The sequence below is a fragment of the Tessaracoccus lubricantis genome, assembly GCF_039544535.1.
GTDB classification, from domain to species: Bacteria; Actinomycetota; Actinomycetes; order Propionibacteriales; family Propionibacteriaceae; genus Arachnia; species Arachnia lubricantis.
The window spans coordinates 36,793-49,730 of the sequence record NZ_BAABLV010000005.1 but is presented as its reverse complement, the minus strand read 5'-3'; the positions used below and the strand labels follow the sequence as shown (position 1 = coordinate 49,730).

The 12,938-nt window shown below is 68.7% G+C and carries 12 protein-coding genes, 1 tRNA gene and 1 pseudogene; 7 read left to right on the top strand and 7 right to left on the bottom strand.

The features are described 5' to 3' along the window. Window positions 1–159: 159 nt before the first annotated feature. On the bottom strand, window positions 160–1,632 hold the full coding sequence (locus tag ABEA30_RS01030; RefSeq protein ID WP_386085304.1) for a dolichyl-phosphate-mannose--protein mannosyltransferase: 1,473 nt from the start codon (window positions 1,630–1,632) through the stop codon (window positions 160–162). Between the two features lie 106 nt (window positions 1,633–1,738). Here ABEA30_RS01030 and rsmI point away from each other — a divergent pair, with 106 nt between their 5' ends. Genes rsmI through ABEA30_RS01005 form a run of 5 tightly spaced genes read left to right on the top strand, consistent with a single transcriptional unit; the run spans window position 1,739 to window position 5,689 of the window. Beyond that, window positions 1,739–2,584, top strand: a complete 846-nt coding sequence (rsmI, locus tag ABEA30_RS01025; protein ID WP_345577669.1) for a 16S rRNA (cytidine(1402)-2'-O)-methyltransferase — start codon at window positions 1,739–1,741, stop codon at window positions 2,582–2,584. Next, entirely contained in the window at window positions 2,584–3,450 is an 867-nt protein-coding gene (locus ABEA30_RS01020; protein ID WP_345577666.1) for a TatD family hydrolase, read from the top strand. Before rsmI ends, ABEA30_RS01020 begins: the two co-directional genes overlap by 1 nt. Continuing rightward, on the top strand, window positions 3,443–4,294 hold the full coding sequence (gene rsmA / locus ABEA30_RS01015; protein ID WP_345577663.1) for a 16S rRNA (adenine(1518)-N(6)/adenine(1519)-N(6))-dimethyltransferase RsmA: 852 nt from the start codon (window positions 3,443–3,445) through the stop codon (window positions 4,292–4,294). Before ABEA30_RS01020 ends, rsmA begins: the two co-directional genes overlap by 8 nt. A gap of 10 nt (window positions 4,295–4,304) precedes the next feature. Beyond that, a complete protein-coding gene (locus ABEA30_RS01010; RefSeq protein WP_345577660.1) occupies window positions 4,305–5,207 on the top strand; it encodes a 4-(cytidine 5'-diphospho)-2-C-methyl-D-erythritol kinase in 903 nt (300 codons plus the stop codon). Then, complete coding sequence (locus ABEA30_RS01005) at window positions 5,204–5,689, top strand: MarR family winged helix-turn-helix transcriptional regulator (RefSeq protein WP_345577657.1); 486 nt, start codon at window positions 5,204–5,206, stop codon at window positions 5,687–5,689. The genes ABEA30_RS01010 and ABEA30_RS01005 overlap by 4 nt, the downstream gene beginning before the upstream one ends. Here ABEA30_RS01005 and ABEA30_RS01000 read toward each other — a convergent pair. Both ABEA30_RS01000 and ABEA30_RS00995 read right to left on the bottom strand, forming a co-directional pair. Beyond that, complete coding sequence (locus tag ABEA30_RS01000) at window positions 5,656–6,408, bottom strand: TetR/AcrR family transcriptional regulator (protein WP_386085297.1); 753 nt, start codon at window positions 6,406–6,408, stop codon at window positions 5,656–5,658. The genes ABEA30_RS01005 and ABEA30_RS01000 overlap by 34 nt on opposite strands. Before the next feature lie 3 nt (window positions 6,409–6,411). Then, window positions 6,412–6,990 (bottom strand): DNA-3-methyladenine glycosylase I, encoded by a 579-nt coding sequence (locus tag ABEA30_RS00995; RefSeq protein WP_345577654.1) that lies wholly within the window; start codon window positions 6,988–6,990, stop codon window positions 6,412–6,414. 120 nt (window positions 6,991–7,110) lie between these two features. Here ABEA30_RS00995 and ABEA30_RS00990 point away from each other — a divergent pair. After that, window positions 7,111–7,189, top strand: a tRNA-Gln gene (locus tag ABEA30_RS00990). Window positions 7,190–7,219: 30 nt separating this feature from the next. Here the strand turns inward: ABEA30_RS00990 and acnA are convergent. Continuing rightward, window positions 7,220–10,002: pseudogene (gene acnA / locus ABEA30_RS00985) on the bottom strand (aconitate hydratase AcnA). A 171-nt stretch (window positions 10,003–10,173) separates the two neighbouring features. Then, on the bottom strand, window positions 10,174–10,686 hold the full coding sequence (locus ABEA30_RS00980; RefSeq protein WP_345577651.1) for a flavin reductase family protein: 513 nt from the start codon (window positions 10,684–10,686) through the stop codon (window positions 10,174–10,176). Between the two features lie 64 nt (window positions 10,687–10,750). Here ABEA30_RS00980 and ABEA30_RS00975 point away from each other — a divergent pair, with 64 nt between their 5' ends. Continuing rightward, window positions 10,751–11,422: an SDR family NAD(P)-dependent oxidoreductase gene (locus tag ABEA30_RS00975; protein WP_345577648.1), complete on the top strand. Its 672-nt coding sequence runs from the start codon at window positions 10,751–10,753 to the stop codon at window positions 11,420–11,422. Window positions 11,423–11,425: 3 nt separating this feature from the next. Here ABEA30_RS00975 and ABEA30_RS00970 read toward each other — a convergent pair whose 3' ends face one another. Continuing rightward, on the bottom strand, window positions 11,426–11,704 hold the full coding sequence (locus tag ABEA30_RS00970) for a YgaP-like transmembrane domain (RefSeq protein ID WP_345577645.1): 279 nt from the start codon (window positions 11,702–11,704) through the stop codon (window positions 11,426–11,428). A gap of 110 nt (window positions 11,705–11,814) precedes the next feature. Then, window positions 11,815–12,915, bottom strand: coding sequence for a ScyD/ScyE family protein (locus ABEA30_RS00965; protein ID WP_345577642.1), 1,101 nt, complete (start codon window positions 12,913–12,915; stop codon window positions 11,815–11,817). Window positions 12,916–12,938: the final 23 nt, after the last annotated feature.

Genomic DNA, 12,938 nt, shown 5'->3' with positions numbered 1-12,938 from the left:
CTGCAACGATTGCCTTTGATAAGCGGGACATCGTTGACCAACCTGTGTCGAATGTGGACAGTTCCGGGCCATTCTTGTGCTCACAAGGTGCGTCAGGAACGGGGAGCCCCAAAGTGCGCAGACCGGTTGAGCCTTGTGCGGCAGCGCGCGTCGAATGGGTCAGACCCAGGTGTTGCCCAGCCACATCCGCGCCCACCAACTGCTCCGGCTGATCAGGTCTGCGGTCAGGATGGGGTAGAGGTAGACGAAGTTCGCGATCACGAGGGCGACGATGAACCCGGCCACGACGGAGCGCAGCATCCGCTGGGGATGGTCCGCCGGGCCGATGATCTTGCCGATGGCCATGGCCAGGGCCACGGTGCTGAACGGGATCATCATGATCGCGTAGAAGAAGAAGATGGGGCGGTCGGCGTACTGGAACCACGGCAGCCAGACGGCGGCCAGCGCCAGGACGGGCACGGCGAAGCGCCAGTCGCGCTTGATGATCCACCAGTAGAGGCCGAGCAGCAGCGCCAGGGCGGCGGCCCACCACAGGAACGGCGTGCCCATGCCGGAGATGATCCGCATGCACGTGTCGCCGACGGCCTCGCAGCCTTGGGTGCCGGGCTGGATGTCGTTCTCGGCCTCGATGCCGATGGGGCGCAGCATCAGGATCCAGCTGGCCGGGTGCGACTCGTACGGGTGGTCCGTCTCCGTCATCATCTTCTCGCTGGTGTGGAACTCGTAGGCCTGCTTGTGGTACCACATGAGCGACGCGAGGGCCTTGCCGAAGAACTTCACCAGCGGGTGGTCGGGGTTGTGCTCGCCCCAGTCCCGGGTGTAGCCACCGGTGGTGCTCAGCCAGCCCCACCAGGTGACCAGGTAGGCGGGCACGGCCACGACGACGAGCTGCACGAACGCGGCAGGCGCGTCGATCACGAGCGAGAGCCACTTCCGGTACCGGGCGCCGGCGAGCTGCCGGGCACCCAGGTCCCAGATGACGGCGACGATGCCGAACACGGCCAACAGGTAGATGGTGTTCCACTTCACCGCGCAGGACAGGCCGAACAGGATGCCTGCGGTGAGGCGCCAGGGGCGAAACAGCAGGAGCGGGCCGAACCGGCCCCCCAGGTCGACGAGGTCATGGCGCCGGAGGTGGTTGGCCAGCCGGTGCCTGAACCAGTCGCGGTCCGCGACCAGCGCGGCGACGGCGGCGACGGCGAGCGTGGCCTGGAAGATGTCGAGCAGCGCGATGCGGCTCATCACGAACGCGAGCCCGTCGAACGTCAGGAGCAGGCCGGCGACGGCACCCACCAGCGTGGAGCGGGACAGGCGGCGGGCCAGCCGGATGGTGAAGAACACCAGCAGCGTGCCGAAGATGAGCGCCATGAAGCGCCACCCGAACGGGTTCATGCCGAACATGGCCTCGCCGGCGCCGATCAGCAGCTTGCCGAGCGGTGGGTGGACGACGAACGCGGCAGTGTCCTCCATGCCGCTGAGGTCCCCCTTGAGGAGGAGGTCGTTGGCCTCATCCGTCCAGTTGCGCTCGTAGCCGGACTGCAGGATGGCCCAGGCGTCCTTGGCGTAATAGGTCTCGTCGAAGAGCACCTTGTGGGGGAAGCCGATGTTGTAGAAGCGCAGCGCGAAGGCCATGAGGGTGATCGAGATCGTCACGATCCACCCGAGCGTCCAGTCGCGGAGGCGGCCGTCGTCGAGCGCCCTCAAGGTCGTTTGCACACAGGCATCATAGGCTCTACCCATGCATGACCTGAGCGACGGAAGGCTGATCCTTGCAGCCACACCGATCGGTTCGTCCGACGACGCCAGCCAGAAGCTGCGCGACGCCCTGACGACGGCGGACCTGATCGCGGCGGAGGACACCCGACGTTTCCTCACCCTCACCAAGCGGCTCGGCATCGAGCCCGCCGCACGCGTGGTGAGCTACTTCGAGGGCAACGAGGCCAGCCGCACGCGGGAACTGGTCGACGCCGTCGCGGCGGGGCAGCGCGTGGTGCTGGTCACCGATGCCGGCATGCCGTCGGTCAGCGACCCCGGCTACCGGGTGGTCACCGCCTGCATCGACGAGGGCCTGCGCGTGACGGCGGTGCCCGGCCCGTCGGCCGTGCTGACGGCGCTTGCCGTGTCGGGGCTGCCGGTGGACCGGTTCTGCTTCGAGGGCTTCCTGCCGCGCAAGGCCGGGGAGCGCCGCCGTCGGCTGGGGGCACTGGCGACGGAGGAGCGCACGATGGTGTTCTTCGAGGCGCCGCACCGGTTGGAGGACTTCCTGTCCGACGCCGCCGCCGAGTTGGGGGCCGGCCGCCGTGGCGCCGTGTGCCGCGAACTGACGAAGCCGTACGAGGAGATCATCCGCGGGCCGTTGTCCGAACTGGCGCAGTGGGCCGCAGGGGAGGTGCGCGGTGAGGTCACCGTCGTGATCGCGGGCGCCGAGGCGCCGGAGACCTCCGCCGACGACGCGCTGGCGCTGGTTCGGCAGGCCATGGCCGGTGGTGCGAAACTGTCTGCTGCGGTGGCTGAGGTGGCCAAGGTCACCGGCACCAACCGCAAGGCACTGTACGCGGCCGCGCTGGCCGACAAGGAGAAGTGATGAGCGTCCTCGACGAACTGGGCCTGCCCCCGCTGCCGGAGGCGTTGCCGCGCCCGGTGGTCGACAACCACACGCACCTCACGTCGACGGCGGAGTACTCGGGCCTGCAGGTGGCCGACAACCTGGCGCTGGCCGCCGGGGTCGGCGTCACGCGGCTGATCGAGGTGGGCTGCGACGTGGAGAGCGCCAGGTTCGCCGTCGAACTGGCCGGCGCGGACCCGCAGGTGCGGGCGGCGGTGGCGCTGCACCCCAACGACGTGGCCCGGACGTTCCTCAAGGCGGGGGAGTCGCGGCTGGAGGCCGACCTCGCCGTGATCGAGGAACTGTGCGCGGATCCCGGCGTGGTGGCCGTGGGCGAGACGGGCCTGGACTACTTCCGCACCCGCGAGGCCGAGGGGCGCCGGGCGCAGGAAGTCGCCTTCAGACGGCACGTCCAGTGGGCCAAGCGCCTCGGGAAGACGCTGATGATCCACGACCGCGACGCGCACGACGACATCCTCCGCGTGCTCGACGACGAGGGCGTGCCGGAGCGCTTCGTCATGCACTGCTTCTCGGGCGACGCCGACTTCGCCCACCGTTGCCTGGAGCGCGGCGGCTGGCTGTCGTTCCCCGGCGTGGTCACCTTCGGCTCGGCAGAGGCGCTGCGCGAGGCCGCGCTGGCCACGCCGCTGGACCGGATCCTGGTGGAGACGGATGCGCCGTACCTCACGCCCAAGCCGCAGCGGGGCAAGGCCAACGCGCCCTACCTGCTGCCGCACACCGTCCGTTTCCTGGCCGAGTTGCTCGACGTGGACCTCGCCGAGTTCTGCGACCAGGTCACGGCCAACACGTTCGCCGCGTACGGCGGGAGGTGGGGAGATGCCTGAGCTGGGGCTGCTGGACCCGTCGTCGGTCCGGAAGATCGCCGCGGAACTGGACCTGCGGCCCACCAAGCAGCGGGGCCAGAACTTCGTCATCGACCCCAACACCGTGCGGCGCATCGTCGACCTCGCCGAGGTGGTGGCCGACGATGTGGTGCTGGAGATCGGCCCAGGCCTGGGGTCGCTGACGCTGGGGCTCCTGGAGCGGGGCGCCACCGTCGTGGCGGTGGAGATCGACGACCGCCTGGCGCAGCGTCTCGAACGGACGGTGCGCGAGCGGATGGGCGACGACGCGGCCGGCCGGTTGCACGTCGTCGAGGCCGACGCGCTGCAGGTCGACCAGTTGCCGCTGGCGCCCACCGCGCTGGTGGCGAACCTGCCGTACAACGTGTCGGTGCCGGTACTGCTCCGGATGTTCGAGCTGTTCCCCGACTGGACCCGCGGCCTGGTCATGGTGCAGTTGGAAGTGGCAGACCGGTTGGTGGCCGCCCCCGGCTCCAAGGTCTACGGCGTGCCCAGCGCGAAGGCGGCGTGGTACGCCGAGACCTCGCGCGTCGGCACGGTGCCACCGAAGGTGTTCTGGCCGGTGCCCAACGTCGACTCGGGGCTGGTGCGCATCACGCGGCGGCCCGCTCCGGAGACCACGGCCACCCGCGCGCAGGTGTTCGAGGTAGTGGACGCCGCCTTCGCGCAGCGGCGCAAGATGTTGAGGGCCGCGCTCGCCGGGATGGCAGGTTCGTCGGCTGCCGCGTCCGCCGCAATCGAGGCGGCGGGCCTCGATCCTCAGCTGCGCGGGGAAATGCTTGACATCGAGGCATTTGCCCGTATTGCCGAACGACTTCTGGGGTAGGTTTCATGCCGTGAGCAACACGGTGCGTGTGCGCGTGCCTGCGAAGGTGAATCTCGCTCTGAGCGTCGGTGGGACCGACACTCAGGGCTTCCACGAGCTGGCAACGGTTTTTCAGGCCGTCTCCCTCGGCGACGAGGTCACCGCCGAGGTCGCCCGGCCCGGTGAGTTCAAGTTGGCGTTCCACGGCGAGGGTGCCGCGTTCCTGCCGGTCGACGACACCAACCTCGCGATCAGGGCCGCGAAGCTGCTGGCCCGTCACGCCGAGCTCGACGACGTGGGCGTCTCGCTGGTCATCCGCAAGCGCATCCCGGTGGCCGGCGGCATGGCCGGCGGCTCGGCTGATGCCGCTGCGGTGCTGGTGGCCTGCTCCGCGCTGTGGGGCCTCGGGCTCACCCGTGAGGAGCTCCACCCCTTGGCGGCAGAGCTCGGCTCGGACGTGCCCTTCCTCCTGCTGGGCGGCACCGCCATCGGCACCGGCCGCGGTGAACAGTTGGCGCCGCTGATGACGTCGGGCACCTACCACTGGACGTTCGCGCTCTCGCACACCGGGCTGTCCACCCCGTCGGTGTTCAAGGAGTTCGACCGGCTCTCGACTCCGGGCCAACCGGCGGTGGCCGACGAACTGGTCGAGGCGCTCCGTGCCGGCGACGTGCCCGCCGTCGGGGCCGCGCTGTCCAACGACCTCGAAGAGGCGGCCATCTCGCTGCAGCCCACGCTGGCGCACACCCTCAGGTTGGGTCGCGACGCGGGCGCGTTGGGTTCGATCGTCAGCGGCTCGGGCCCGACGTGCGCGTTCCTCGCGGGCTCGGAGGCGCACAGCCACGAGATCGCCGAGGCCCTGGCCGTGTTCAGCGGCGTCAGGGCGGTCCGACGCGCCTACGGCCCCGTCGCGGGAGCGCAGGTGATGGGATGAACGACGAGGTCGACGCCGTCGTCGCCGCCTGGGAGCGGGTGCGGCCAGACCTGGAGCTGGCGCCGCTGCAGGTGTGGTCGCGGATCGACCGGCTCGCCGGCATCCTGGCGGTGCAGCGCAAGGAGGCATTCGCGCAGCACGGCATCGAGGGCTGGGAGTTCGACGTGTTGGCCGCGCTGCGTCGCGCCGGAGACCCGTACCAGATGACGCCCGGCCAGCTGCTGAAGGAGACGCACGTCACCTCAGGCACCATGACGAACCGGGTGGACCGGCTGGTGCACAGGGGAGCGGTGACCCGAGAGCCCGACCCCAATGACGGCCGTGGCGTGCTGGTGTCGCTGACGGAGCACGGTCTGACGCTCGTCGACGCCGCCATGGCGACGCTGATCCGGCTCGAGGCGGATCTGCTGGCGAATTGGGAACAGACGGACCAGGACCGGCTGGCCCACTACTTGCGGCGCCTGCTCCTGGGCTCGTCCTGAGGCTCCTCCGCCGCTGCCTGCTTGTCACGTCGCTTGTCGATGGTCTCCATGATCAGTTTGGGGTCTGGCTTGAGGTGCGCCATGCCGTTCCAGGCGAGGTTGATCAGATGCCGCGCCACCACCTCGCGTGACGGCTCACGGTTGTCCAGCCACTGCTGACCGGTCTGCGCCACCAGCCCGACGAGGGCCTGGGCGTACAGGCCGGCGAACTGCGGGTCGTGGCCCAGGCGGGTGAACTCTGTGGCGAGGAGGTCTTCGACCTGTACCGCGATGTCGCTGAGGATCGACGCGAACGATCCGCCCGTCTGCCCCGAGGTGGGGACGGACGAGGGGTCACGCGAGAGGATGCGGAAGCCGTCTGGCCGCTGCTCGATGTACTCCAGCAGCGCCATGGCCCCGCGTTCCAGCAGTTCCCGCGAGCCGGCGCCGGGCGTGGTCAGCGCGCTGCGGATGGCGTTGTGCAGCGTCTGCGTCTCCCTGTCGACGACGACGGCGTAGGCGCCCTCCTTGCCGCCGAAGTGTTCGTAGACCACCGGCTTCGACACGCCGGCGCGGGCGGCGATCTCCTCGACCGCCGTGCCCTCGAAGCCCCGCTCGGCGAACAGCTCGCGGGAGATCTCGATGAGCTGCTCCCTGCGTTGGGCCGCCGTCATCCGCGTCCGCGAGCGGCGGGCACGGTTGGGCGCGGCGGGAGTGGTCACTGCCCCAGTCTGGCCCATGCCTCAGGCGCGCGCCAGCCAGCAGCCCTTGATGTGGTCGTCGACGTGCCCGATCGCCTGCATCAGTGCGTACATCGTGGTGGGGCCGACGAACCGGAAGCCTCGTCGGCGCAGGTCCTTGCTGAGCGCCACCGACTCCGGTGTGCTGGCGGGGACGTCGAACCAGGTGAGTGACGCCTGCTCCCGCGGCTCGGGCGCGTACCCGGCGATGACGTCTGCCAAGCGTTCGCCGTTGTCATGCATCTCGTTGAGCGCGCGTGCGTTGCCGATGGCTGCCTGGATCTTCAGCCGGTTGCGGATGATGCCGGTGTTGGACATGAGCACCTCGACGTCGTCCTCGTCGAACTCCGCCACCACCGCAGGGTCGAAGCTCGCGAAGGCCTCGCGGAACGCCTCGCGCTTGCGCAGCACCGTGATCCAGCTGAGGCCCGCCTGGAAGCCCTCCAGGCAGACGCGTTCGAGCAGCTCATGTTCGTCGTCCGAGGCCTCGAGCGGGCGGCCCCACTCCTCGTCGTGATAGGTCTGGTAGAGCGGGTCGTCGGCGCCGAAGCAACGCACCTTGTCCATCTGGTTCTCCTTCATGGCAGGAACAAGTCTCGCTTCCACTCTGGCCACTTGGCTACCGGAATTTCGATGGTTTCGGCTGCTGTGGATAACCCTCGGGCCCCTTGGTAGACTCACCGGAGCCTCAGACGAGGCTGATCCCCGGTTGGTCTTTCGGCAGGGCCCGCCTGACTTTGAATCAGGATTAGCGAAGTAGGTTCGACTCCTACCCGGGGAGCGCAGAGCGATCGCGATGAACAGCGCGCGGTCAGAGCAACTGCCGCAGCACGTACGGCAGGATCCCGCCATGCCGGAAGTACGCCTCCTCTGCGGGGGTGTCCACCCGGACGATGGCGTCGAACTCCAGGTCATCGGCCGTCACCGTGACCCGCTCGGGCAGGGTGTCGCCATCGGCCAGACCGGTGATGGTGAAGACCTCCTCGCCGGTGAGACCGAGCGATTCCGCCGTCGTCCCCTCAACGAATTGCAGGGGCAAGACGCCCATGCCCACCAGGTTCGAACGATGGATGCGCTCGTAGGACACGGCGATGACCGCGCGGACGCCGAGCAGCGTTGTGCCCTTCGCGGCCCAGTCCCGCGACGAGCCCGAGCCGTACTCGGCGCCGGCAATGACGACGAGAGGTGTGCCCTCTGCCTGGTACCTCATGGCAGCGTCGAAGATCGACATCTGCTCCCCATCAGGCAGGTGACGCGTCACGCCGCCCTCCGTTCCGGGGGCCAGCAGGTTGCGCAGGCGCACGTTCGCGAACGTGCCCCGGATCATCACCTCGTGGTTGCCGCGGCGTGAGCCATAGGAGTTGAAGTCCTTGACCGCCACACCCTGCGCCTGCAGGTACTGGCCGGCCGGTGACTTCGGGCTGATGGTGCCGGCTGGCGAGATGTGGTCCGTGGTGACGGAATCGCCCAACAGCGCCAGCACTCGGGCCCCACTGATGTCCCGGACCGGCGTCGGCTCGGCCGTCATGCCGTTGAAGTAGGGCGGCTTGCGAATGTAGGTGGAGTCGGTGGACCACGCATATGCGTCGCCCTCCGGCACGTGCATGCCCTGCCAATTCTGGTCGCCGTCGAACACATTACTGTAGCCGTCGGAGAACATCTCCGCACGCACGTTGGCCTCGACCACCTCGCGGATCTCCTCCTCTGTCGGCCAGAGGTCGCGCAGGTAGACGTCGTTGCCGTCGGCATCCTTCGCGAGGGGGTCGCTGAGCAGGTCTGTGTGCAGGCTGCCGGCGAGGGCGTAGGCGACCACCAGCGGTGGGGAGGCGAGGAAGTTCATCTTCACCTCGGGGTGGATCCTGCCCTCGAGTTGCGGTTGCCCGAGAGCACCGACGCGACGTTGAGGTTGTTGCCCGTCACCGCCTGGCTGACCTCAGGGATCAACGGTCCGGAGTTGCCGATGCACGTGGTGCAGCCGTACCCGACGTTGTGGAAGCCGAGGGCATCCATGTACTGAGTGAGGCCCGCGCGGTCGTAATAGTCCGTCACGACGCGGGAGCCTGGGGCCAGGGTGGTCTTGACCCACGGCCTGGGCCTCATCCCGCGCTCGACGGCCTTCTTCGCCAGCAGCGCCGCACCGATCATGACCGACGGGTTGGAGGTGTTCGTGCACGACGTGATCGCCGCGATCACCACGTCGCCGTGGTCCACGGTCGCCTTGGTGTCGTTGATCACCACCTTGACGGCGTCGCTCGGCCAGCCGAGTTGCGCATTGGCCGTGAGCTCGGCCTCCGTGAGCGTGCGCGGCGGGGCGTCCTTGCGGGGTCCAGGGGTCAGCGCCGCGGGATCGCTGGCCGGGAACGAATCCGAGGAGGTGTCGTCGACGCCGCCCGCCGCCGGCTCGAACGTGCTGCGCTCCCCTGCAAGCAGCCCGAGCACTGTGGCGGGCGCGTCGCCCAGCGGGATGCGGTCCTGTGGGCGCCTGGGTCCGGCTATCGACGGCTCCACTGTGGAGAGGTCCAGCTCGACCACCTGTGAGTAGTCAGCCGGCTGGTCCGGGTCATGCCAGAGTCCCTGCGCCTTCGCATACTGCTCGACGAGCGCGATCTGAGCCTCGCTGCGGCCCGTGAGTCTCAGGTAGTTGAGGGTCACGTCATCGATGGGGAAGATGGCGACGGTGGCGCCGTACTCGGGGCTCATGTTGCCGAGGGTTGCGCGGTTCGCGAGCGGCACGCTGGCCACGCCTGGGCCGAAGAACTCGACGAACTTGCCCACCACCCTGGTCCGGCGGAGCAACTCGGTGACGGTGAGTACCAGGTCGGTGGCAGTCGTTCCCGCGGGCAGTTCGCCGGTGAGCTTGAGCCCGACGACCTCCGGGATGAGGAGGCTGGCGGGCAGGCCCAGCATCGCCGCTTCCGCTTCGATGCCGCCCACGCCCCAGCCGAGCACGCCAAGCCCGTTGACCATGGGTGTGTGTGAGTCAGTGCCGACGAGCGTGTCGGGATACGCCTGGGTCACGCCGTCGCGCTCCTTGGTGAACACCACGCGGGAGAGGTACTCGAGGTTGACCTGATGGCAGATGCCTGTGTCTGGCGGCACCACGACAAAATCGGCGAACGACTCCTGCGCCCAGCGGAGCAGCTCATATCGTTCCTGATTGCGATCGAACTCGAGCTGCGCGTTGATGCCCAACGCTCTGGGTGAGCCGAAGGCATCCGCGATGAGGGAGTGGTCGATGACGAGCTCGCCGGGGATGAGCGGGTTGATCCTCTTCGGGTCCCCACCCAGGTCGGTCATGGCGTCGCGCATGGCCACCAGGTCGACGACGCACGGTACGCCGGTGAAGTCCTGCATCAGGACCCGCGCGGGAGAGAACTGGATCTCGCCGCTCGCGGTCTCCGGCGTCCACGCGCGGAGGGCGTCGATCTGCTCCTTGGTGACGAGACGCCCATCCTCGTTGCGCAGGAGGTTCTCCAGGAGGACCTTCAGGCTGTAGGGCAAGCGGGAGGCGGTCGCTACCTTGTCGAGACGGAAGATCTCGTAGGAGTTGTCGCCGACGTTCAACGTGCTGCGGGTGTGGAAGCTGTTCACGATGGATACCTCTCCGACGGTGGTCTTCGGGAGCCCGGACCGGAAGGCTTCGGGTTGTGCATCCGAAAACCGCGTACCTGTGCCAAGCTACCCAGTTTCGGAGATGAGGGTGCGGTCTACTGGATTACGGTGTGGCCCCCGGCCCGCATCGTGGCGCTCGAGTGCCGGGGCACATCACTGGTAGCGGCCCCGGCGATGCACGAGGGCCTCCACGTCGGAGCCCGGGAGTTCGACGGATTCGATCACTGCCCTCACGAGCAGCCCCCACCCGGCGTGCCCCGGGTTCGCGTCGAGGAGTCTTACGCCGGCCCAGGCCGCAGCATGGACCAGGCGGGGGCCGCGCGGGTCGTCGCTCCACTCTCCGGTACGGAACGGCCCGCCAGGGGACGGTGCCACGCGGGCGAACACGTCGGAGAGCCAACCCTGCCCATGTGGCAGGACGTTGACGGTGGCCAGCCCCGTCCTGCGGAACAGGGTCCACCAGTCGCTGTCCTCGTCCACCAGCGCCACCAATTCAGCGGGCTCCCCGTCGGCCACCAGCACGGACGAGATGGTCCACCCATCGCGCGTGGTGCCGTCGGCGCTGGTCCAGATCGTGACCGGGGACGGCATCAGGCCGCGGAGCCTGCGGACCGGGTCGCGCAGGTCTCGCGGTGGCAGGAACGGATGGTCACTGTGGATCGACATGGTGCGAGTGTGCCCCGGCACCCGAGGGATAGGGTGGGGGAAGTCAAGAGATCGAGGAGCAAGGATGCCCACTCTCGCCATCGTCGGTGCCGGTTCGCAGTTGGGGGCCGCCGTCGCCCGTAGGTTCGCTCGCGAAGGGTTCGCCGTCGCGCTGATCTCCCGCACCGCCGAGCGGGTCGAAGCGGTCGCCGAGGAGTTGCGCGGCGAGGGGATCAACGCCCGCGCCTACGCGGCCAACGTCAAGGACCGCCCAGCGCTCCGGGAGGCACTGGATGCCGCTGCGGCGGAGCTCGGCGCCATCACCGCCCTCCAGTACAGCCCGCTGCCGGCCCGTGAGTTCATGCGCCCCATCCTGGAGACGACGGTGGAGGACCTGCAGTCGGCCATCGAGTTCTCCGTCTACGGGGCCCTGACGGCGGCCCATCACGTGCTGCAGAACATGCGCTTCATGGGCGGCGGCACCATCATCTTCGTCAACGGCGGCACGGCCGTGCGCCCACTCGCGAAGTTCGGCGGGACGTCCGTCGCCTTCCACGGCGAATCGGCGTTGGGCGCCGCGCTCCACGAGGCCCTCGAACCCGACAACATCCATGTCGGCCAACTCGTCATCCCCGGAGGCATCATCGCCGGGCATCCCCGCAAGGACCCTGTCGCCCTCGCGGAGAAGCTGTGGTCCATGCACACCGAACGAGGCGAGTTCCGGGTCTTCGCAGGAGACATGGACGCCGACGGCTGACCGTTACCCCGGGGTCCGGGCAGCTGCCCGGCACTCACCGCCACGCAGCGGTCCGCCCAACGCCGCGCTGATGTAGCAGACGTCGAACAGGCCGGCCGTCAACGGCAGGATGCCCCAGACGATCGATGCCACACCCCAGGCGGACCCGGCTGTGGCGAATCCCGCCGTCAGGAAGGCCGTACCAGCGACGACCCGGAAGACACGGCCCGTCGGACTGTTGATCCAGACCCCGAAGCCCGAGCGGTTGAACGCCTCTGCCCGGGTGCTCACATGAGTTCGCATGGTGTTTCCCCTTTCAGCAACTGAATGTGGTGGCGCCCTCGTCCGGCGTCTGGGTGAGACGACGAGAGGCCGGCCCCAAACCGGGAGCCGGCCTCTGGCCGATCACTGGGTCACTTCAACTTCAGCGAGACGAGCTGACCCGAGGGACCCTCGAACAGCGACTGCGTCAAGGCATAGAGGGTCGAGCCGCTGATGTCGATATCCGAGGGCAGCGGGGCCTCGAGGACCGTGGTCATCTCCATCGTCCGCGCGTCGACCTTGTAGACGGCGCCGCCGAACAGTGAAGCGACGTACAGGTCGCGGCCCTGGAAGGCGATGCCGGTCGGGGAGAGCAGCCCGGTCACGTAGGGCTCGGCCTCACCGGTGCGCAGGTCGATGCTGTAGACGGAACCGCGAGCACCGAGGCTGGGATCCTCCGGGCCGCCCGGGAGCAGGCCGACGTAGAGCTTGCCGCCGGGCCCGAACTCGATGTCCGTCGGGACGGCCTCGAAGCCGTACTCCAGGCCGCCACAGGACGGGACACCCATGCCCGCCGCGGCCTCATCGGAAATCATGGCCATCTGCGCGGGCAGTACGGCGACGGTGGAGATAGCGCCGGTGGTCAGGTTGACGGCCAGCACTGCGTTGGCGCCCGCGTCTGCGACGTACGCGGTGTTGCCGCGGACCGCCACGGAGTAGGCGTGTGAATCCACTTCGACGTCCGCGCCGGCGTAGCTGGCCGGGATGCCGAGCTCACCCAACTCAGCCACACACTCGGGGTTGGCCTCGGCGTCCTCCACCGACAGGCCGTAGCGCACCTCGGCGTCGAGGTTGTTCTCGATCTCGTGGGTGGCGAGCTCGTCCGTGATGGTGGTCACGTTGCCCTCGGCATCGATGGCCTGGAGGATGCCCACCATGGGCCGCGGGTCTTCTGGGCCGGCGCCCATGCTCTGAAGGAAGTAGAGGGTGTCGCCCTGGTAGTCGACCCCGCCGATCTCCCATCCCTCGTCTGCATGGACGGTGGTGGCTTCACCGTCGGTGACGGTCGACAGCATGCCCGCGAACGACTGTGCCACCGCGACGGTGCCATCCGGGCCGGCGGACAGGTGGAGCGGGGTGGTGAGCCCGCCGGTCACGACGGTGGGGTCAGAACTGGGAGCCGCCTGGGCCATGCCGGCGGGTACGAGGACAAGGAGGGTAGCTGAGGCCAGCGCCACGCTGCGAAACTTCATGAGATCCCCTTTGAGTAGTCGGC